The following is a 22,220-nucleotide window of genomic DNA, read 5'->3' on the forward strand; positions in this document are numbered from 1 at the left end:
CGGAACGGAGATCAACCCCTCGTTTTGAAAAAGGGCTATACTTTTTAATTTGTCACCTTGATGTCATTGTCATAATAGTATTTCAACAACATGAATAGACCTCTGCTTTTAGGTAGAGAGGTCTATGTTTGTAGTAAATCGCATTATTTTTGCTTTACCTTCATTCGATTCAGCAAAAATCCACCTTTGAAAGACTTAGGCTCATAAGAAATAATAAACGCATTTGGTTCAAATTGCTCCACGATTTGAAAAAGTTCCGTCTCACGATTTCTCTTTGTTAATATTTCATATTTATAGCGATTACTATCTCGTCCTTCACCAACATAGATGGTCACAGCAAAGCCTTCATTACGCAGATAGTTTATGAGCTCTTCGTTTTTATTCTGAGTATTGATAGTCGAATAAACGTAGCCTATCGCTAATTTTCGTTCGATTTTTGCACCTAAAAAAATGCCTAAACCAAAACCAATAGCATAAACGACCATGGCTAACATACTTTGTTTTCCACTAAAAACAAGGGAAAGGCCAAATACATACACTAACATCTCCATCATACCGAATAAAGCAGCAAGAAACGTTATATTTTTTACCAAAAATATTGTTCGTAACGTTAAAAAAGGTACATAAACCAATTGAAGTATTAAAATCAGAACTATACTTTGCATTTGTAAGAGACCTTTCAAAAAGTAATGGATATACACTATAAATTATATGTTTAGTTAAGTAGTTACATTCTATTAATAAACAAGCCTATAGTTTATTTAGCAATTCCCTGTTCTTTTTATTTTAAACATCTACATGGACTAAATTCATCGGATTTAGTAATTCTTCAGCGTCTTCCTTACTAAGCAAACCGTTCTTAATAACAATTTCTTTAATGGTAGCGTCTGTTTTAAAAGCTTCAGTTACTACTTTGTTTGCCATTTCATAGCCAAATAATTTAGAGATGACAACAGAAATTGAATAGGAACTTTCAGCGCGCATCTGATTTATTGCCTCATTTATTTGAATGCCCTGTACACATTTATGATTAAATATAGGAATGCTTGCTATTAAAAGTGAAAATGCATCAAATAAATTTTTCATAATAATAGATTCCCAAATATTCAGCTCTAGCTCGCCTCGATCAACAGCGATTGTAATCGTCTGATCCATCCCATATATATCAAAACAAACCTGCATCATCATCTCCGGAATACACGGATTGATTTTCCCAGGCATAATGGATGAACCTGGCTGTACAGATGGAATAGTAATTTCAGCTAAGCCTGCTCTAGGTCCTGAGGCAAGTAGTCTAAAATCACCAGCCATTTTAGATAACCCACTACACAATCCCTTTAAGCAGCCGGAAATTTTTATATAACTATCTGCATGTTGTAAGCCATCAAAATAATCTTCTATTTTGGTTACTGGCATTCCGGAAACTTTAGGTAAATATTGATACATTGCTTCGATATAGCCTTTTGCTGCACCTAAGCTTGTACCTATAGCGGTAGCACCAATCACTAATTTTAGACAGTCTTGTTGAACCTTTTGTAATTCTTTCTTCTGTCTTGTAATAAATGATAAATAAGCATTAAATTGCTGACCAAAAGTCATGGGGAGAGCGTCCTGCAAGCAAGTTCTAGATAATTTAATGCTTGATTGCAACTCATTGACTTTACTGTCTAGCGTCTTCTCAAGCTGCTCTAAGTGTTTAATCAAGTCCTCCATATAAAGATAGCAAGCCATTTTCATAGCACTTGGCAATACATCATTTGTAGACTGAGACATATTCACATGCTCATTGGGATGTACACATGTATAGCCTTTTTCACCAGTAATAATTTCATTCGCACGATTGGCAATGACCTCATTAACATTCATATTTGTTGAAAGACCCCCGCCCCCCTGATAAATATCAACAGGAAATTGGTTTTCAAATTTTCCTACTAAAATTTCATCTGTCGCCTCTACAATGGCAGCTTTGATATGGCTATCAAGTGCTTCAACATGATGATTTGAAAGTGCTGCTGCTTTTTTTATATAAGCCATAGACTTTATGAGGTAGGGATAATTTTCAATGGATCTCCCTGAGATAGGAAAATTCTCTAGGGAGCGCATTGTTTGAATACCATAATATACATCGGAACTAATCTGCATTTCACCTAAGAAATCTTTTTCTATACGCATCCTTTAATCCCTTTTTTTCTATTATGAATTGCCTTAAAATTCAATGACAGCTCGACCAACATTAACACAGCTACAATCATGGAAGGAATCAAATGCTTTATTAATATTTTCTAGCTTAATACGCTCTAAAACTAGCTCGTCAAGCTTAAATTTCCCATCTAAATATAATTGTGCAATCATTGGGAAATCACGGAATGGCTGTGTATCTCCATAGAAGCTGCCTTTTAGTACCTTTCCAACCCGATGGAATCCACCCGCAGGTAAATTTAATTTCTGCTCTGGATTAAAGGCACCCACTACAACCACTGTTCCACCTTTACGTGTTATTTTCCACGCATTTTCAGTAGCAATCGTATGACCTGAACAGTCAATTGCATAATGGACACCCACACCGTTTGTAATTTCCTTAACAATTGCTTCAACATCTTGATCTTTTGTGTTAATAGTGTGCGTTGCGCCAAATTCCTTAGCAATTTCAAGATTGGCATCTTTTACATCACAGGCAATTATTTTAGCTGCCCCCGCTATGGCAGCTCCTTGTATTGCATTTACACCAACCCCACCAATTCCGAAAATCGCTACTGTGGAGCCTGGTTTTACACCCGCCGCATTGACTGCAGCACCATAGCCAGTAGCTACACCACAGCCAATAAGTGATGCTTGGGCAAGTGGCATTTCATCTGGTATTTTAATACAAGACATCTCTGGCACAACTGCATATTCAGCAAATGTTGAAAGCAATGAATTATGGTACACCTTCTCATTGTTCATGCTTAATCGAGTAGTACCATCCAGTAAAGTACCATCAAACATTGGTCCAAACGCAGATTCACAAAGATGGACCTTTCCTGTTACACAGAATTCACAAGTACCACAGTAAGGAACCCAGCTCAATGCCACCTTATCGCCGACTTTCACATTCGTTACACTTGAACCAATAGCCTCCACAATGCCCGCACCCTCATGACCTAGAATAGTTGGTGTTGGTGTTGTTGCATCACCCAATGCATTTAAATCACTATGGCATACACCTGTAGCCGCTATTTTTACTAATACTTCATTGTGCTTTGGCTCCGCAAGGTCCACTTCTAAAATTGCTAATGGTTTATTTATTTCTGTCATAACAGCAGCTTTCATTTTCATAATGATTTCCCCTTATAATATCAAATTAATATGCAAACCAAATTGCTCTTGTTTTAGTAAAAGCAGATAAAGAATGGATAGCGTATTCTTTGCCCCAACCACTTTGCTTAACGCCTCCAAATGGACTAGCAAAATCATAACAGCCATATTTATTTACAAATACCATACCTGCATCTAATTGATTGGCTACACGGTGGGCACGTGATGTATCACCTGTCCATAGACCGGCAGCTAAGCCATAGATCGTATCGTTCGCCATTTGAATAACATTTTCTTCCGTATCAAACGGTATGATGCAAAGTACTGGACCAAAAATTTCTTCCTGTGCAATTTTCATCTTGTTATCTACATCAGCAAAAATGGTTGGCTGTACAAAATAGCCTTCCGCATTTGTACCAGTTAGATCACGTTCACCACCAGCAACAATTCTTGCCCCCTGCTCTTTACCGCTTTCGATATAGCTTAAAATTGATTCCATATGCTCTTTTGATATTTGGGCACCCTGCTTGCTGTTTGGATCAAACGGGTCACCACATTGATAATTTTTGGCATAGTCAGCAATCTTCTCGACAACTGTGTTATAAATAGCATTCTGAACAAATAATCGTGTTGGTGAAGAGCACTTTTCACCTTTATGTGTAAACAAACCATAGAAAGAACGTTCAATTGCGCCCTCTAAATTTGTTACGTCCTCAAAGATTATGTTCGGTGATTTACCACCCAATTCTAAAGTGACTGGTTTCAAGTTGCTATCAGCGGAATCATGCAATAATTGTTTACCTATTTTAGTACTACCTGTAAATGATAGCTTATCAATATCCATATGCTGGCTAATATAGGCTCCTACTTGACCGTCTCCCAAAATTAAGTTAATAACACCCTTTGGTAATAGCTTTGCTTCATCAATAATTTCAAACAGTCGTATAGCAGAGAAAGAAGTTTTATCAGCAGGCTTTAAAATAACGGTATTCCCCATAGCTAGGGCGGGTGCCATTTTTAAAACTGCCATTTGAATCGGAAAATTAAATGGTACGATTTGACCACAAACTCCAATTGGGTCACGCGTTGTTACACTTAAAAAATCGCCTTCCACTGGATTATTTTCACCATAGAATTTGTCAGTCCATCCAGCATAATATTCAAATAAATCGTGTGCCTCTTGCACATCATCATTGTAGGCTTCTGTATATAATTTGCCATTATCAAGTGTCTCTAAGGTTGCTAGCTCTGCGTGATGCTCAGCAATAAGCTCACTAATTTTACGTAATACTCTACCGCGTTGCTTTCTGCTCATACTTTTCCATTCAGGATTATGAAGTGCCTCTCTCGCTGCTTGAACTGCTGAATCTACATTCTCCTTAGCAGCACAATAGAAATTGCCAATAACCTTCCCATTTGCAGGATTAATAGAATCGATTGTATGACTACTACTATCTATCCACTGTCCATTGATATAACTTCTTTTTATTGTTGATAACCAATTGTGAGCCCACTCAAGCTTTGGCTGTTCAATACCATCAAAAATTTTCTGACTCATAATTTTTAATCCTCCTATTTCTCTAAAAATTGTTGTTTCAGTAATTTTGTAGCCTCGCTGTATCCTACTTTGTCTTTTAAATCGCAAATTTTCGGTATACGCGTATTAGATAGTTCTAGACATCTTTGCTCATTGGCTTGAATGCCCACAAGACAAAGATTTGTGAAGCTTTTTAAGCAATTGGAAAGCATATAAAAGCCATCTAATATATGCACACCCGCAAAGTTTTCAAATACATTTAAGTCCAATTCTCCATGCTCAAATGCTGTCTGAACTACTCGCTCAATGCCAATGATTTCACTGCAGCATTGAATTATTGTTTCAGGCATTACGGGATTTATTTTTCCAGGAAAAAAAGATGACCCTGCCTGTATAGCTGGCAATGATATTTCAGCAAAACCTGCTTCTGGTCCCGAAGATAACAATCGAAGGTCTTTAGCCATTTTCATTAATGCCGTAGCAAACAAACTTAATTGTTTAGAAACCTCAGCTAAATCATCTATATTTTGGGCAGCATCAAATAAATTCTCTCTGCGCCTTATCGGTAATTGTGTAACTTCCTGTAATTTTTTAATAACAGTTTGTTTATAGTTCTCACTAGCACCATCACCTTTACCTATAACAGTTCCTCCAAGATTAATCGTCAGCAGCTCGTTTATGGATACTTGTAATTTTTGATGCCTTCTTTTAATAACTGCCTCAAAGCCGCTAAACTTTTGTCCAAGCTGAATACGTGAAGCATCCTGCAAGCATGTTCGTGAAATAGTTGTAATGGGCATAAATTGTATTGTTTTACCGTTTAAAATTTGCGATAAATTCTGTATCTCTTCATCTAAACACTTGTAGCCACTCATTAACGCTAAACGTATAGCAGTATGGCAGGCATCTGCTGTTGATTGTGAAGCGTTTACATGTTCGATCGGATGGACAGGAGCATAGGCACCATTCACTTCATTAGATAGATTGGCTACTACCTCATTTGTGTTCATATTAATGCCAATACCGCCCCCACCATGGTATACATCAACAATAAAATGCTCAGTATACTTTCCATCAATCAAAGCATTACACGCTAAAATAATTTTTTCTTTAATTGATAATGAGATTACCTTGGCTTCATAGTTTGCTAAAGCAGCAGCCTTTTTTACCATCGCTAAGGATTGAATATAATCTGGATAATCTTTTAGTATGTTTTTTGAAAAAGATAGATTTTCTTTTGTTCGAACAGATTGAACACCATATAAAGCCTCATCAGGAATTTCAATAGTCCCCAAGAAATCAGTTTCTATTCGCATAGTTTGAATGGCTCCCTCTACAACAATTAATGACCTCTACACCATTAATTGTTCACATTATGAACTTTTTATTCACATTAAGAACTTTAGGTTATTATATGTCTGAAAATTACGAAAGTCAACACGAAAAAGAGCTTGGATTTTTGACTTTTTTATTTACCGCCATTCAATTAAATTCCCTGTAACACAGACAGCTTTGATTTTCAAAACTAACTATGTATAATTAAAAATATGGAAACGAATAAACTTATAACTAATAAAAATGGTAAAGACGGCACTACAGTTCAAGCAGTGGATAGAGCTTTACTCCTACTAAAGCTTATCGGAGAAAACAGCTCCCCTATTTCTGTAAAGGATTTGTCTCTCAAAAGCGGTCTAAATAGGACAACTGTTTGGAGGTTAATTGGAAGTTTAGAAAATGAGGGTTTTGTGGAAAAAGACATCGCAACGAATAGCTATCAGCTTGGATTTACATTCTATCGATTAGCTTCTCAAAATAATCCATATAGCTCGTTAATTCGCAGAGCTAGAAGTACATTAGAGGCATTAAGGGAAAAGGTAGGTGAAACAGTATTATTAAGCGTTCCAAAGCACAACGGTATTTTAACAATTGATCAAATCGATACAAACCATAGCGTAAGATTAGTTGATTATACAAATACTGTTACACCATTTCATTGCACCTCTAATGGAAAAGTATTATTAAGCTTACTTTCTAAAAAGGAACTCGAACAGTTTTTAGAAAAAGAGCTTATTGCAACATCGAAATATACCATTACAGATCCTAAACTATTGCAAGAGAATCTTGAATGGGTACGTTCTCATCACGTGGGATTATCAATTGGTGAATTCGATGAAAATGAAAACGCTATTTCTGTACCTATATTTGATAATAGAAAGAGCCTAGTAGCATTTTTAACATTAGGCGGCCCTAGCTTTAGACTTTCAAAAGAAGACTTATTAAATCTTAAGGATACGATATTAGATGCTGCTAAGGATATTGAAAGACAGTTAACATAATTTATCTAGTAAACAAGACAAAGTCGAACTTACGGCATTGTCTTTTTTTATTGATTCATTTCTGCAATTTTCAATAAATAAAGAGAATAATGCTATATAAGAGAAAAATTCGCATTGAATTCGCTTTCAAAAAGCAATTGACAACATATTCACCATAGACATATAATTTACATATTCGCATAACGACCATATGGTTCGTATTATGAACTTTAATTAAGAACAATTTCCTCTACTAAAGATTTATTCATATTACTTCAAACAAGAATATGTTGACTAAAGGGCGATGGGAGGAATTTGATATGAGTAGTAACACAATGACAATGGACAACTCGTTAAAGATTAAGCTAGATGATGCACCACTTAATAAGTTTCATATTAAAATCGCAGGCTTAACATTCGGAGCACATTTCACTGATGGATATATTTTAGGGATTGTAGGCTTTGCACTAACATTACTTACTCCACAAATGGGTTTGTCTTCATTTTGGGTGGGGTTGATTGGAAGTTCAGCCTTAATAGGTTTATTTTTAGGTAGCTTAATTTTGGGCTGGATTTCTGATTATATTGGTAGACAAAAAATTTTCGTTCTCAGTTTTACGATTATAACAGTTGCTTCTATTCTTCAATTTTTTGCTGATTCACCAACTGAATTAGTTATTTACAGGATATTAATCGGGATAGGTCTCGGCGGAGATTATAGTGTGGGACATACTATGCTTGCTGAATTTTCACCTCGTAAACATCGTGGGGTTTTACTTGGATCATTTAGTGTGATATGGACAATTGGTTATGTTGCAGCCAATATTGTCGGAATTTTCGCAACGGATGCTTCTCCTGATGCATGGAAATGGATGTTAGCCTCTTCTGCTATTCCAGCATTTATTATTTTAATTATCCGCATGGGTACACCAGAATCGCCAAGATGGCTGGTAAGCAAAGGCAGAAATGAAGAAGCTCTTCAAATTGTACAAAAATATATAGGACCAAACATTATTTTGGATGATGAAGTAGCACAAGCTAAGAAAAGTAGCTTCGCATCTTTATTCCATAAGGATATGATTAAACGAACAGCCTTTAACAGTATTTTCTTCGTATGCTTAGTAATGCCTTATTTCGCTATTTACACATTTTTACCAATCATCCTAGATGAAATAGGCTTAAGAGCAGGTCATACTACGGATTTCTTATTAAATGGTCTTTTAATTATAGGAGCATTATTAGGAATTTGGTTTACTATTAAGTATTCTAGACGTGGTTTCTTAATCTCTTCCTTCATTATATTGGTTATTTCTTTAGGCCTTTTAAGCGTATTACCAAGTAATTTAACGGTTCTTATGATTATTGCTTTCTCTGTATTTACATTAATTTTATCTGCCGTGAGTAATCTTGTAGGTGTTTTCCCTGCTGAAAGTTTCCCAACAGACATTCGCTCCTCAGGGGTTGGCTTTGCTACAGCAATTAGTCGATTAGGCTCTGCTGCTAGTACGTTCCTGCTTCCAATGAGTATGGCTAACCTTGGTGTACAAAATACAATGCTTTGTTTAACGGGTATTTTAGTCATCGGTACCATTGTGTCGATTGCTTGGGCTCCAGAGACTAAAACACTGTCTTTAAGTGATGCTAGTAATGTTTCTGAATAAATAATATAAAAATACCGCCTGCTTCTTAGGAATATCTAGAAGCAGGCGGTATATGGTTATATCTCCCCATGCATTGGGTCTTTCTTATGCTTAGGCCCAATCATGTTGAATAAAATATTAAGGATAATCGCTGTTACTGAACCACAGACGATACCATTTGACGTTAAGATTGAGACTTTTGCTGGTAATGCATCGAAAATTCCCGGGACTACTGATACACCGACACCTAAACTTACTGCAATGGCTGCAATCATGGCATTTTCCGCTGATTCATTCATAACAGGTACAAGCATGCCCATACCTTGCGTAATGACCATACCGAACATCGCTAACATTGCTGCACCAAGTACTGGTGTTGGAATAATCGTTGTTAACGCTGCGATTTTTGGTAGGAAGCCAAGTGCTACAAGTAAGCCACCTGTGATATAAATAACTTTACGGTCCTTCACGCCTGACATACGAGTTAGTCCCACATTTTGTGAGAAAGTCGTATAAGGGAAGGCATTGAAAATACCTCCGATCACAGAGGCAAGACCTTCTGAACGATAACCTCGCGCTAAATCCTTTGAATCGATTTTTTTGTTACAAATATCACTTAGTGCAAAATAAACACCTGATGATTCTACTAGAGATACCATCGCAACAAGTGTCATAGTGACAATTGCGGATGCATTAAATGTTGGCATACCAAAGTAAAAAGGCTGAACCATGTGTAAAACATCAGCATCTGAAACTGGACTAAAGTCAACCATTCCCATAAACACGCCTAGGATTGTCCCAGCAACTAGACCAATTAAAATAGAAATTGCACGCACAAAACCTGTAGAGAAACGATAAACTACTAAAATCATAACTAATGTAATGAATGCTAAAGCGACATTAGCACCTGATGCAAAATCCTCTGCCCCTTGTCCACCTGCCATATTGTTCAATGCTACTGGTAATAAAGAGATACCAATAATCGATACTACAGAACCTGTAACAACTGGCGGGAAGAATTTTACTAGCTTTCCGAAGAAGCCAGCAATAATGACTACAATGACACCTGAAGCAATAATAGAGCCATAAATATCTGTAATCCCCTGCTCAGGATTTGTCCCAATTGCAATAATTGGACTAACCGCAGTAAACGTACAGCCTAGCACTACTGGTAAACCAATACCGATAAACTTACCTGAATATACTTGTAAAAGTGTTGCGATCCCACACATCATAATGTCAATCGCCACTAAATAGGTCATTTGCGCTGAATCGAAGCCAATAGCACCACCGATAATTAGTGGTACTAAGATGGCTCCTGCATACATCGCAAGTAAATGCTGAATCGCTAGCGTTGTCGATTTAAAGGAATTCATTACGCGCGAGCCTCCGCAGCAAATGTTACTTTGCCATCTTCAAGAGAGTCAATAATTGCTAATGATTCTACATGAACTCCTTGTGCACGTAATAATTTCCCACCATCTTGGAAGCCTTTTTCGATAACGATGCCAACCCCAACCACATTTGCACCTGCTTGGGCTGCAATGTCAAGTAATCCTTTTACTGCTTCCCCATTCGCTAAGAAGTCGTCAACGATTAGTACATTATCCTCTTCATTTAAGAAATTACGTGATACGGAAATATCATTTGTTTCATTTTTTGTAAATGAATGTACTTTTGAAGAAAAAAGATTATCTGATAATGTTAACGATTTACGTTTACGTGCGAACACTACAGGAGCACCGATTTCCAGCCCTAACATAACGGATGGTGCAATTCCAGAAGATTCAATCGTTAAGATTTTTGTAATAACTTGGTCAGAAAAGCGGTTGGCAAATTCATGACCAATTTCTTTCATTAGCATTGGGTCGATTTGGTGATTTAAAAAAGAATCTACCTTTAATACAGATGAAGATAAAACTTTTCCCTCTTGCATAATTTTGTCGTGTAGTAACTTCATTTCCTTTATGTCCTTCTTTCTTATAGTAATAACTTTTTATGAGCTTAATAATATCCATTATAGGAGAAAGTACAAAACGTTCATTTCAAGTGATAAAAAAACGCTGAATACTTTGATTCCATTCATCTATGAGTGGAGCAAAGCATTCAGCGTTAGACGTCGAAACGAATAGAAAACATCATCACCTTGTATGAGGTTTCCTAAAGCATTGCTACCCATAGTCGATTTATTTACGGTAAATCGGTAGAAACTCGCGAGCCCTATTCTCGCTATTATATGAGTGAAACGGTATGAAACTGTAAAAAAACTTCCTTATTGCTATTCCGTTTTTCAATCAATACTTCATTTGGTATGTGCTTATATGACATATGAATAAAGTTTGATTTTTCGGAATTTACTGGTATTCTACTAATTTTTAATTGTAAACGTTCGTGTTTTACAATCAACGTACTGATTATATCAGACAATTTTCAAGCTTGCTAGTCATTATTTTGATAAATGAAAAGGTACTGTCATAATGACGACATTTTTGTGAAATAACAGCGAAGCGCGAATTAATAGACTCGATTGATTGTGTAACATATGATGCCAGCCTTTTTTCGGTAAAAACTGTGGAATCACAACTGTTACTTGATGCCCTGTTTTCAGACATTGATGCTCAACCTTATCTATAAATTTCATTAACGGCTGAGTAATACTTCTATATGGTGAGTAGTATGTTACAAGCCGTATAGTTGGCTGCCAGGCTTTCCATTTCTCCTCAAAAGCTTTCGCATCAGCCTGATCAAAAGCTACATAAAAGGCAATAATTTTATCTACATTTAGTGACTGTGCATAATGCAAGGTGTTTTCCACTACCTTTGTAATCCCAGCAACAGGTACAATGAAAACATTTCCTTCAATCTTTGGTAGCTCCTGATCCACTAATCTGAGCTGTTCACCAACTGCCTGATAATGATGCTTGATGCGATGAAACATCAGAATAATGATGGGTAAAAAGATAAACACAGGCCATACCTGAGGTAATTTCGTCACAAAAAACATCATGGCAACAACAAAAGAGATAATCGCTCCAATTGTGTTAATTATAAATTTAGGTATCCAGCCTTTTGGCTTTTCACGCCACCATTTTCGCATCATCCCTGCCTGTGCTAAGGTAAACGGAATAAACACACCAACCGCATAGAGTGGAATTAAATGTTCTGTCATCCCATCAAATAAAATGATTAGCACGATGGCTGCTAAGCCCAGCATCATAATACCATTCGAATAGCCGAGGCGATCCCCGCGAATTTGAAATATTCGAGGGATAAAACCATCCTTTGATAAATTAACAGCGAGTAAAGGAAAGGCTGAATATCCTGTATTAGCAGCAAGTACTAATATCATCGCCGTCGTTCCCTGAATAATAAAGTAAAAAATATTTCTACCAACACTTGCCTCTGCAATTTGTGAAACTACCGTTGCTTTTGCATTTGGGGCAACCCCATAAAAATAAGCTAGGCTAACAATACCTATAAATAATACGGCTAAAATTGCCCCCATAGCTAATAATGTTTTTGAGGCATTGCTTGGTGCCGGATTTCTAAAATTAGGTATTGCATTTGAAATGGCCTCAACACCAGTTAAAGCAGAGCTTCCTGATGCAAATGCCTTTAATAATATAAATAAACTAATTCCAGCTACAGGTGTCCCGACCATTGGATGCAGCTCTGCAGGAACCTGACCTGTAATGACGTTGTATATCCCTACTCCGATCATTACCAGCATAACTACTACAAACAAATAAACGGGATATGCTAGAACAGATGCCGATTCCGTTACACCACGTAAGTTTAATATCGTTAGACAAATAACAAAAAACACAGCAATTATGACATTATACGAATGCAGACTTGGGAATGCCGAAGTAATTGCATCGGTTCCAGCTGATACACTAACAGCTACTGTTAAAATGTAATCAACAAGTAATGATCCCCCTGCAACAAGACCAGCATTGACCCCTAAATTTTCCCGAGATACAACATATGCTCCTCCGCCATGTGGATAAGCAAAAATCACCTGACGATACGAAAAAATAAGTGCTGTGAGTAACACAATTACCCCAGCAGCAATCGGTAGTGAATACCAAAAGGCAACCGTACTTATTGTCATAAGTACAATTAATATTTGCTCAGGTCCGTATGCCACCGATGATAAAGCATCAGATGATAAAATGGCAAGTGCCTTTGTCTTACTTAGCTTCTGTTCCCCTAACGCTTCGGATCTTAATGGTTTACCGATAACATAATGTTTTAAGGAAGATTTCATAATAAACACCTTCTAGTTTCATAGAATGTGTTTCGCATTTCTAAATCGATTACGCCCTCGCATAATCGGTTATTGTGTTATACATTGGGGCTTTTCTTCATCCCTAGTACGAGAAATGGGATAAAAAAAGTCCACAAGTCATCACTAAATAAGACTTGTAGACGTTCATTCGTCTGCCAAGCTCCACTTTTCTGCTCTTAACGCTTACGAGGTTAGCTGTCGGATTCGGGCCTGAGTAGCCCTACCCTTCATATTGAAGAGATTCACCCCAAGGATTACCTAAGTTATCCGTAAAAATTGGGTCCCCCGCGTTTAGTTGCTTCAGCGATTTAGAAATTTGAAACTTTTATAATGATGTCATATTACGCCTGTCGATTAAAAAAGTAAAGCAGAAAATTTTTCATTGAAACGTGTGAAAAACATAAGCTTCTTTAGCCATGCAATAGCAAAAACTTTTATGGGATTTGAGATAAAAAAAGCTAACTTAAAAGTATATTCCCACTTTTAAGTTAGCTAAGCATATTAATCTTCAATATCCTGTTCAAACCATAAAATGTCCCCTGTTGAATAATCAATGTCAATTTCGTATTCATATTGTCCGTTTTTAATTTCTATTTCATATATTCCATCATCAAGCTTTATTTTTGTAACTGTTCCCTTTACTTTAGTTAGGGCCTTTTCAATAGCCTGTTCTTTTGTAATTTTTGTTGTTTTGTTAGTAGAGATTGTAGAGTAATCATCCATATCATCCGAATCACGAAGCTCTTTCTTTTGCTTTAGCAGTTTCCCTGTAAAAGCGTCAAATTTTAAATCATGTTCTTCCGTCTCTGTATGCACCTCAACCTCGTAAATAGAACGATAACGGTTTTGATCGAACTCAATATCCGCAACTGTACCATTAACAACAGCTAATGCTTTTTTCTCAATCTCCTGCATTGTTAACACTTTTTTCTCTTCCGCATTACCTGTTAGTAATGTTGTAGAACCAACCACTGCTCCGACACCAAGTACACCTAAAATTGCTGGAATTAAAATAATTTTCTTCATGTTCCTCTCTCCTTTGTCTTAACTGTCCTCAGCATAGCAAGTTAAGATGATAGAACAATAAGAGAAACATTAGAATTTCATGAGAACACTTAATGATCTTCATCCCATGAGACAGACATCACTTTTCCTGATATTGCATGTATTTGAAACACGGCTTCCTCATCCTTTGTTTCAATTTCTACTAGATAGTAGCCACCATCCTCTGTCTCCTCATAATCAACGGAATCTATCTCACCATTTAGTTGTTGTAAAGCAATTTTAATTGCCTGCTGCTCAGAAAGCACTCCTTCACCTTCTGGTTGCTTGACGGGCTGTATATCTTTTTCTGTTAAAATCTTTCCAGTATAAGCGTCTATAGTTAGCTCCTTTTGCGTATCTTTATTTTCTATCAGTACTGTATAAATCGTATGATTTAATTTAATGTTTTCGACTTCCCCATAAGCACTCGCCATAAGCTGCTTTATTTGTTTTTCTGATAATAGCGCCTTTCTTTCAGTTTCCTTTAATTCCAATTCTTTAACCTGTCCTGAAGCAGCATCAAGCAGTACTGTATAAATCGCTCCGTCACGGGCAAATACCATATTGTAATCAGTTCCTCGTTTTTCAGTTTGCTTTACTTGTCCATTATAGATAGCTTCGATATGCTGAAGGGCTTCTGCTTCACTAAAGGGCTCTGTTTGAAAAAAGCGGTTTTGAATAAAGAGTAGAATGATACATGCCATTATGAAGAAAGCGGCACTAATGATGAGCCACTTTTTCATTGCTGTCCCTCCTTTGGCACACGTAACATAAAGCTTGAGCCCTGACCAATTTTGCTTTCAACCTCTATTGTAATATCCAGTTGCAGCGCAAGTTCTTGTGCGATCGCAAGACCTAAGCCTGAGCCGCCAGTTTTTCGATTTCGATCCTCAGCCACGCGATAAAAACGTTCAAATAAATGAGGAATATTCTCTGCTGGAATTCCTATTCCATTATCCTGTATCGTTATTATCACCTGATTTGTTGATTCTGTTGCATGAATATAGATATCATCCTCACTATATTTACGCGCGTTATCAAGTAAAATGAAGAGTAGCTGCTTTATCAATTTTTCATCACTATACATATAACGTGGTACTTCAGCATCGACAATGAAGGATCGATGATAGGCCTGCTGCATTTGTAAGGCAACCTTTCTTAACAAAGGGGCAAGCTCTAGCTGTGTGAATTGTATAGCAAGATGCTCCTTATTTTTCGCTAATTCTAGTAACTGTAAGACCATTTCATGCATACGAGAGGATTCATTGACAATTGCCTGTAGTGATTCTTGTGCCACCTCTTTATTATCAAAGCCTCTGCGTAATAATAATTTTGCATAGCTTTCAATAACAGTAATAGGGGTCTTTAACTCATGTGAAGCATTTGATACAAATTGCTGCTGCTTTTGATAATGCTGTTCAAGCTTTTCCATCATCATATTAAAGGTATGATTAATTTTTGCTAACTCATCTCCACCTTTTTCAGGGAGGTCAATTTTTTCATAGCTTCCTGTATCTGCACTTTTGAGCATGGTTTTATTTAAACGCTCCAATGGCTGTAAAATTAAACGACCAAGGGCTAAACTTGCTAAAAAGATTGGGATAGATGCAACAATAGAGACAATGATTAATATAACCTTAAGTAAACTCAAAGTTGCCGCCACATCTTCCATCGGTTGCTTTAATTGAATTTGTATAACTGTTCCATCCATCCAGATGGCAGGCATTGAATAGCTAATAGAAGGTACATCTGACATTTCAAGAGTAGCCTGAACCTTTGTTTTTAAATGCTCGCCTTCATAAATATAGACCGCTCCATCCGTTGGCATATACGCTCTTAATACTTGCTGCAAATTGGTCTGCTCATTCAATTGGCTTAGTGCTGAACTAAGCTCGTTAGCACGTGTTTGAAGCTGCTTATTTTCAGTATTATAAGCAAACTGCTCATACAAAAAATAAATCCCTCCGTTCGTTACCACTAAAATCACAAGCATTAACAGTGTTGTCAGCAAATGAATTTTTGTTTTAAGTCGCATGCTTGTGCTCCTTCAGCACATAGCCAACACCGCGTACTGTCTGAATTATAGGTGTATCGTTAGCAGCTTCTAGCTTTTGTCGAACATAACGAATATAAACATCCACAACATTGGTATCTCCATAATAGTCATAGCCCCAAACAGCCTGTAAAATTTGCTCTCGTGTTAATACCTGCTTTGAATGCTTGAGTAAATATAAGAGAAGATCGTATTCACGAGGTGTTAAGTCAATATTTATTCCATAATAGATAACCTCTCGTGTTTGCTCATTAATGGATAACTGACCAAATGCGGCTTGTTCTTGCTGTGTAGAAGTTTTTTGTGAGAATCTTAAAGCACTCCGAATCCGTGCAAGTAATTCTTCAATTTCAAATGGTTTTGTCACATAGTCATTTGCCCCAAGATCTAAACCCTTTACCTTATCCTCCACCTCATTTTTAGCTGTCAGCATGATAACAGGCGTCTGTGATTCAGTTGCACGAATACGCTTTAGTACATCCATACCACTCATTTCAGGTAGCATAATATCCAATAAGATTAAATCCCATTGCTGCTCACGATATTTCAGTAAGCCATCTGTTCCTGTATGCGCCATCACAGCCTCATAGCCTTCAAATTGCAGCTCTAGTTGTAGCACCCTTGCAATATTTTCCTCATCCTCTATTATTAAAATTCGATTGGTCATGTCGAATCAGTCCTCATCTTTTCTTTTCATCGTAAACTAAGCAGGATGTGAAAGTCTAATTAGAAAATGATGAGAACTTATTTAGTCTACAGATCGAATAACTGCACTAAATTTTATACCAACTTAAGTACTGCAAATTGTGCTCTTGTAACAGGCGCTTTGGATTTAAGTTACCATTATCCTTGAAGGAATGTATCGTATTCACAATAGGTTGTATGCACGCTCTTCTTTCTTCCGATCATTAGTTAAATTGGATATATTACCATTTTTTCTCTGGGTATATTTCCATTTATTTACTTCGTTATCACTTCTTCTAAATAGCGCATACTTATATTATAAAAGTTGAGGCAAACCACTTCACATTTTTTAATCCTAGCGTTAGAATACTATTATCTTATTTTCCTATAGGAAACTTTATTTCGCTTACGATATTTTTTGAAACGAGGGAACAATATGGTTTACAAACAAGTCACAAAATCGTCAGCCGAGGCGGTTTTAGATGGAGATATAAAAGGTTGGCGACGCTTTTTACCGTTTCTTGGACCTGCTTTTATTGCAGCCGTCGCCTATATTGATCCTGGCAACTTTGCCACTAATATTACAGCTGGCTCTCAATATGGTTACTTACTGCTTTGGGTTATAGCCTTCTCCAATTTAATGGCCGTGTTAATTCAATCCTTATCTGCAAAGCTTGGGATTGCAACGGGAAAAAATCTACCTGAGGTGGCCCGTGAGCATTTTTCAAAAAAAACATCTATTTTTTTATGGATACAGGCAGAATTAGTCATCATTGCGACAGACCTTGCCGAATTTATCGGTGCAGCATTAGGTCTTTATTTGCTATTTAATATTCCTATGCTCCCAGCAGCATTAATTACAGCCATTGGTTCATTTGCTATTTTAGAACTTCAAAGAAGAGGATTCAGAGCCTTTGAGGCAGGTATTTCTGGCATGGTTTTAATTGTCGTATTAGCATTTGCTTTCCAGACATTTTTAGCACAACCAGATTGGGGAGAAGTAACGCTTGGAATGTTTACGCCACATTTTGATGGGGTGGATTCTTTATTACTAGCTACAGGTATTTTAGGAGCAACTGTCATGCCTCATGCTATTTATTTACATTCTTCCTTAACACAAAATCGTATTATTGGTCGTAATGAAAATGAAAAAAGACGCATTTTCCGTTTTGAATTTATTGATATTATCATTGCCATGATTATTGCTGGAGCTATCAATATGAGTATGCTCATTATTGCCGCAGCTGTATTTCACACACAAGGTGTAATAGTAGAAGATTTAGATGTAGCTTACAATGGATTAAAGGATGCACTCGGTCCAATGGCAGCCGTTTCCTTTGGTCTTGGCTTACTCATCGCAGGGCTAGCCAGTTCCTCTGTAGGGACTTTAGCGGGTGATGTTGTCATGCAAGGATTCATCCGTAGAAAAATACCACTGTATTTACGTAGAGCGATTACAATGTTACCTCCGCTAGTAATCATTGCCTCAGGTGTCAATGCAACCTACGCTCTGGTTCTTAGTCAGGTTGTCTTATCCTTTGGTATTGCATTCGCCCTTGTCCCTCTTGTTATGTTTACAAGTAAACCGGACATCATGGGCAGCCTAGTTAACCATCGTATTACAACCATTTTAGGTTGGTTTGTAGTTGTCATTGTCGTTGCTTTAAATATTTATTTATTGTGGGAAACGATATTTGGATAAAAAAATGCCAGACGCAAAGATTATTGCGTCTGGCTTTTACGTTATGGGTGGTCCTAGACTTTCAGAGTGATTTTTAAATATCCATCTTCTCAATTTTTCGAAACGAAGCATAGGCCACGCTTATACCGATAATTGCTAAAACAATTGGTATAAAAATAATATCATTTAAAGAGAAGTTCCCTGTATTGGATGATACAACTGAGACAATGAAAATAGATGAGATAATGGTTACTGGAATGGAGTATTTTCTCATTCCAAAATACAATGGTATTAATGCGATGCATGATGCTGCAATTGCATTCATAACAACAACAGGGATTCGTTGTATGATTAAAGAAATCGTTAAGGTATCTGAAAGTAAATGGAAATTACTACTGATTACACAAAAAACCGCTGTCACAAAAACATTTGATACAATTATTGCACTAAAGGTAAAAAGAACAATAATAGCTAGCTTTGAAGCAATTAATTTTTTCCTATTTATTGGATACATGAATGCTAAAGTGATTGTTTTATATTTAAATTCACCAATAATAAGCTTAGCGATTAATGCACTAGCAAAGATAATAAATACCGCTCTTACAGTTGAATCTATAAGACTAAGAGCAGTTTGATAATTTTCAAAGCCAGGATCTCCTTCTATTTTTGTGATAAATAAAAGCATAAACATAATCCCTAATATCACAAAATTTGCAAAGATAGCTCGTTTTATATAGGAACCCATATGAAATTTTTTCATTTCAAGACGCATTAAGTTAAGCATTAGCTACACCCCCATTGATTAACTTTAAGAAATAATCCTCCAATGAGCTTGATTTTTTACTAATTCCCTCGATTTCAATATCATGCTCAATCAATGTTTTAGATAGTACCTTTTGTGAAGCTGTCGTATCATATATACGAATACAATTGTCATCTATTAGTTTAAAATTAGTAATATTTAATGTACTTTCTATAATAAAGGCAGCCTTTTTCCCATCATTAACAATCATTTCGATATAATCTACCTGACTACGATTAACAGCGTCCATTGATACTTCCGTGATTAATCTTCCATTCTTAATAACGCCAATTGTATCAGCTAGTTGTTCAATTTCACCTAAAATGTGGCTAGAAACAATAATTGTAATGCCATACTCTTTGCAAAGCATTTTGAATAACTCTCGTATTTCTTTAATGCCCACTGGATCTAGCCCATTAATCGGCTCGTCTAAAATAAGTAATTCCGGCTTCGTAATAATAGCCCGTGCAATACCCAATCGCTGTTTCATTCCTAGGGAAAAGTCTTTAACACGCTTCTCCTCTGTATTTGTTAGTTTCACTAGATCGAGAACATGACTAATTTCTTTCTTATCGTAATAGCCCATATATTCGCAGTGTAATTCTAGTGTTTCCTTTGCTGTTAAATCTTCATAGAAAATTGGATATTCAATAATCGTACCCAACCTTTTTAGCACCTCGTATGATTGGTCTGTTAATTTTTCGCCAAAGATTTCAATATCTCCACTCGTTGGCTTTGTTAGGTTCGTTAGCATTTTCATAACTGTCGTTTTTCCGGCACCATTTGGACCTAAAAAGCCATAAATCTCTCCCTTCTTCACATGCATATTGACAGCAGAAACCACTTCTTTTCCGTCAAACACTTTCGTAAGTTGATTTGTTTTCACAATATATGTCATGTCAATCTCTCCCTCAAATGTAGCTAAACTTATTATAAAAAATGAAGCTCTCTAATTTATTAATTGATTCTTACAAATTTCTTAAGTACAAAAGAAAGGCCTGTAAAGCGTTTAAAGCTCTACAAGCCTTCTGTTTTAGTACTTCATTCTTTTTAACGTTATTGTAAAAATGGTCTTTTCATATGGAATACTGGAGAGCTGAATAGAGCCACCCATTAGTTCTATAAGACGCTTGGTGATTGTTAATCCAAGACCGCTGCCTTGAAAGGATTTATTTCTGGAATCCTCAAGCGTATACATTCTTTCAAAGACATTATCAATATGATATTCATCTATTCCCTTACCTCTATCCCATACATCAATATAAATACTTGTATCATCATTTCTTACAGACAGTCCAATCACATTGCCATCTGCACCATAAGCAATAGCATTTGACAATAAATTGTTCAAAGCCCTCTCTAATGCTTCTTCATTACCTAGCGCATATATTGGTGTCTCTGGTATTGCAATCTCTATCTCTAACCCCATAGATGTAACCATATCGTAAAATGATAAAATATTTTTTCGGCATATTTCACCTATATTGATTTTTGTCATCGGATAATCAGTATCTCCAGCCTCTAATTTTGCTAGGTCAAAAAATGTATGGATGATTTTTAATACTTCCAATGTCTTCGAATGAATGCCAGTTAATAACCGTTGCCGCTCCTCCACACTAATCGAGTGCTTAAGCTGCAGTATTTCAGTATAGCCTAGTACAACTGTTAATGGTGTTTTAAGATCATGCGAAATATTCGCCAGCATCTTTTTCATAGAGCTTTCCATTTTCCGATGTGTTGCCAACACTTTTTGATTGTGATCCAGCAATGCATTCAACACAATAAGTAGCTGCTGTATTTCTTGATTAGCTGTCGGTACTAAAATTTTTTCACTTGTTTCTTCGTTAATAATTGCTTGCAGTTTTCTATGCATGTACTGAATAGTAGCACTTTGTTGTTTTTTTGCCTTCACTTGCACAATAATAATTCCTATGAGTAACACAATAATCAATAATAGAAATATAATCATCTGTTTATCCTTCAAATTTATAGCCAATTCCCCAAAGCGTTTTTATATATTGAGGATTGGACGGATCGTCTTCCATTTTTTCACGCAATCTTCTTATATGTACATTAATAATATTTTCATCACCATAGTAATTATCATTCCAAATCAACTGATAAATTTGCTGTTTTGTAAAAACTCGATTACGATTTGTCACGAATAATTTTAAGATAGCAAATTCCTTTGATGTGAGCTTTACGTTTTGTCCATTCTTCTCTACTGAAAAATTAACAAGGTCGATTAATAAATTATCTATCTCTAATATATCTTTCTTATCCTCTACATGATTGGCGTATTTTGTTGCTCTTCGAATGGCAGCCTTGACACGTGCCGAAAATTCCAGCATTGAAAATGGCTTTGCAATATAATCATCTGCCCCTAATCCTAGCCCTAATGCTTTATCAACATCGCTATCCTTAGCTGACATAATGATAATCGGCAGTGATGCCTGCTCTCGTATTATCTTTAAAACTTCTAATCCATTTAGTTTCGGTATCATAATATCTAAAATCACTAAATCAAAGGGTTTATTTAAACAATTTTGCAATGCCTCTTCTCCATTCACTGCTGAAGTAACAAGGAATCCCTCCATCGTTAAATAACTCTCCACCATTTCCCTAATGGCTTCATCATCTTCTACTAGTAAAATACGCTTTCGCACTTTCATATACCTCACTTTTAAAATCTATTTATTTTATTATTGACCTAGCTATACCGTGAGCATCCAAGTTTAATCTATAGTACTGTTACTACTATCAATTATGCCTCGGCATAATTGAGTCCGGAATCGGCTTTGTGCTTACACAAAGTACTCCTTTCCGATTCCGTGACATCCGCCGGAGGCTTTAACTTCTTTCAGCGGGTGTTTGGACAC

19 protein-coding genes, 1 pseudogene and 2 riboswitches are annotated in these 22,220 nt (G+C 36.4%); of the genes and pseudogenes, 4 read left to right on the forward strand and 16 right to left on the reverse strand.

Annotated features, from left to right (window positions below):
- Positions 1-143: 143 nt before the first annotated feature.
- The 5 genes from ACQKIM_RS24715 to ACQKIM_RS24735 form a co-directional block, all read right to left on the reverse strand.
- Positions 144-665, reverse strand: coding sequence for a DUF2179 domain-containing protein (locus ACQKIM_RS24715; RefSeq protein ID WP_427549047.1), 522 nt, complete (start codon positions 663-665; stop codon positions 144-146).
- A 121-nt stretch (positions 666-786) separates the two neighbouring features.
- Positions 787-2,172 carry an aspartate ammonia-lyase gene (locus ACQKIM_RS24720; RefSeq protein ID WP_427549049.1) on the reverse strand — a complete coding sequence of 462 codons (1,386 nt, stop codon included), beginning with the start codon at positions 2,170-2,172 and terminating at the stop codon, positions 787-789.
- 33 nt (positions 2,173-2,205) lie between these two features.
- A complete protein-coding gene (locus ACQKIM_RS24725; RefSeq protein ID WP_427549051.1) occupies positions 2,206-3,315 on the reverse strand; it encodes a Zn-dependent alcohol dehydrogenase in 1,110 nt (369 codons plus the stop codon).
- Positions 3,316-3,340: 25 nt separating this feature from the next.
- Complete coding sequence (locus ACQKIM_RS24730) at positions 3,341-4,852, reverse strand: aldehyde dehydrogenase family protein (protein WP_427549053.1); 1,512 nt, start codon at positions 4,850-4,852, stop codon at positions 3,341-3,343.
- Positions 4,853-4,866: 14 nt separating this feature from the next.
- A complete protein-coding gene (locus ACQKIM_RS24735; RefSeq protein ID WP_427549055.1) occupies positions 4,867-6,147 on the reverse strand; it encodes a lyase family protein in 1,281 nt (426 codons plus the stop codon).
- Positions 6,148-6,378: 231 nt separating this feature from the next.
- Here ACQKIM_RS24735 and ACQKIM_RS24740 point away from each other — a divergent pair.
- The 3 genes and pseudogenes from ACQKIM_RS24740 to ACQKIM_RS24750 form a co-directional block, all read left to right on the forward strand.
- A pseudogene (locus tag ACQKIM_RS24740) lies at positions 6,379-6,576 on the forward strand (helix-turn-helix domain-containing protein); the annotation flags it as partial.
- Entirely contained in the window at positions 6,577-7,167 is a 591-nt protein-coding gene (locus ACQKIM_RS24745) for an IclR family transcriptional regulator (RefSeq protein WP_427549080.1), read from the forward strand.
- 299 nt (positions 7,168-7,466) lie between these two features.
- Complete coding sequence (locus ACQKIM_RS24750; protein ID WP_427549057.1) at positions 7,467-8,807, forward strand: MFS transporter; 1,341 nt, start codon at positions 7,467-7,469, stop codon at positions 8,805-8,807.
- Between the two features lie 56 nt (positions 8,808-8,863).
- Here ACQKIM_RS24750 and ACQKIM_RS24755 read toward each other — a convergent pair whose 3' ends face one another.
- The 7 genes from ACQKIM_RS24755 to ACQKIM_RS24785 all read right to left on the reverse strand — a co-directional run bounded on the left by ACQKIM_RS24755 (position 8,864) and on the right by ACQKIM_RS24785 (position 16,841).
- Positions 8,864-10,162, reverse strand: coding sequence for a nucleobase:cation symporter-2 family protein (locus ACQKIM_RS24755; RefSeq protein WP_427549059.1), 1,299 nt, complete (start codon positions 10,160-10,162; stop codon positions 8,864-8,866).
- Positions 10,162-10,746, reverse strand: a complete 585-nt coding sequence (locus ACQKIM_RS24760) for a xanthine phosphoribosyltransferase (protein ID WP_427549061.1) — start codon at positions 10,744-10,746, stop codon at positions 10,162-10,164. Before ACQKIM_RS24760 ends, ACQKIM_RS24755 begins: the two co-directional genes overlap by 1 nt.
- 198 nt (positions 10,747-10,944) lie before the next feature.
- Positions 10,945-11,046: riboswitch (purine riboswitch) on the reverse strand.
- A gap of 186 nt (positions 11,047-11,232) precedes the next feature.
- A complete protein-coding gene (locus ACQKIM_RS24765; protein WP_427549063.1) occupies positions 11,233-13,056 on the reverse strand; it encodes an APC family permease in 1,824 nt (607 codons plus the stop codon).
- A 187-nt stretch (positions 13,057-13,243) separates the two neighbouring features.
- Positions 13,244-13,393: riboswitch (cyclic di-AMP (ydaO/yuaA leader) on the reverse strand.
- A gap of 185 nt (positions 13,394-13,578) precedes the next feature.
- Positions 13,579-14,103, reverse strand: a complete 525-nt coding sequence (locus tag ACQKIM_RS24770) for a PepSY domain-containing protein (protein WP_427549065.1) — start codon at positions 14,101-14,103, stop codon at positions 13,579-13,581.
- Between the two features lie 89 nt (positions 14,104-14,192).
- Positions 14,193-14,864 carry a PepSY domain-containing protein gene (locus ACQKIM_RS24775; RefSeq protein ID WP_427549066.1) on the reverse strand — a complete coding sequence of 224 codons (672 nt, stop codon included), beginning with the start codon at positions 14,862-14,864 and terminating at the stop codon, positions 14,193-14,195.
- Entirely contained in the window at positions 14,861-16,156 is a 1,296-nt protein-coding gene (locus ACQKIM_RS24780; protein ID WP_427549068.1) for a sensor histidine kinase, read from the reverse strand. The genes ACQKIM_RS24775 and ACQKIM_RS24780 overlap by 4 nt, the downstream gene beginning before the upstream one ends.
- Positions 16,146-16,841: a response regulator transcription factor gene (locus ACQKIM_RS24785; protein WP_427549070.1), complete on the reverse strand. Its 696-nt coding sequence runs from the start codon at positions 16,839-16,841 to the stop codon at positions 16,146-16,148. Before ACQKIM_RS24785 ends, ACQKIM_RS24780 begins: the two co-directional genes overlap by 11 nt.
- Before the next feature lie 453 nt (positions 16,842-17,294).
- Here ACQKIM_RS24785 and ACQKIM_RS24790 point away from each other — a divergent pair, with 453 nt between their 5' ends.
- On the forward strand, positions 17,295-18,560 hold the full coding sequence (locus ACQKIM_RS24790) for an Nramp family divalent metal transporter (RefSeq protein WP_427549072.1): 1,266 nt from the start codon (positions 17,295-17,297) through the stop codon (positions 18,558-18,560).
- Between the two features lie 73 nt (positions 18,561-18,633).
- Here the strand turns inward: ACQKIM_RS24790 and ACQKIM_RS24795 are convergent, their stop codons facing one another.
- The 4 genes from ACQKIM_RS24795 to ACQKIM_RS24810 all read right to left on the reverse strand — a co-directional run bounded on the left by ACQKIM_RS24795 (position 18,634) and on the right by ACQKIM_RS24810 (position 22,007).
- Entirely contained in the window at positions 18,634-19,323 is a 690-nt protein-coding gene (locus ACQKIM_RS24795) for an ABC transporter permease (protein WP_427549073.1), read from the reverse strand.
- A complete protein-coding gene (locus tag ACQKIM_RS24800; protein ID WP_427549075.1) occupies positions 19,316-20,239 on the reverse strand; it encodes an ABC transporter ATP-binding protein in 924 nt (307 codons plus the stop codon). The genes ACQKIM_RS24795 and ACQKIM_RS24800 overlap by 8 nt, the downstream gene beginning before the upstream one ends.
- 135 nt (positions 20,240-20,374) lie before the next feature.
- The gene (locus ACQKIM_RS24805; protein WP_427549077.1) at positions 20,375-21,310 is read right to left on the reverse strand and encodes a sensor histidine kinase; all 936 of its coding nucleotides are present in this window, start codon (positions 21,308-21,310) and stop codon (positions 20,375-20,377) included.
- Between the two features lie 4 nt (positions 21,311-21,314).
- Complete coding sequence (locus tag ACQKIM_RS24810) at positions 21,315-22,007, reverse strand: response regulator transcription factor (protein WP_427549078.1); 693 nt, start codon at positions 22,005-22,007, stop codon at positions 21,315-21,317.
- Between the last annotated feature and the right edge of the window lie 213 nt (positions 22,008-22,220).

It is taken from the genome of Lysinibacillus sp. NPDC047702 (assembly GCF_050272555.1).
GTDB lineage: Bacteria > Bacillota > Bacilli > Bacillales_A > Planococcaceae > Lysinibacillus.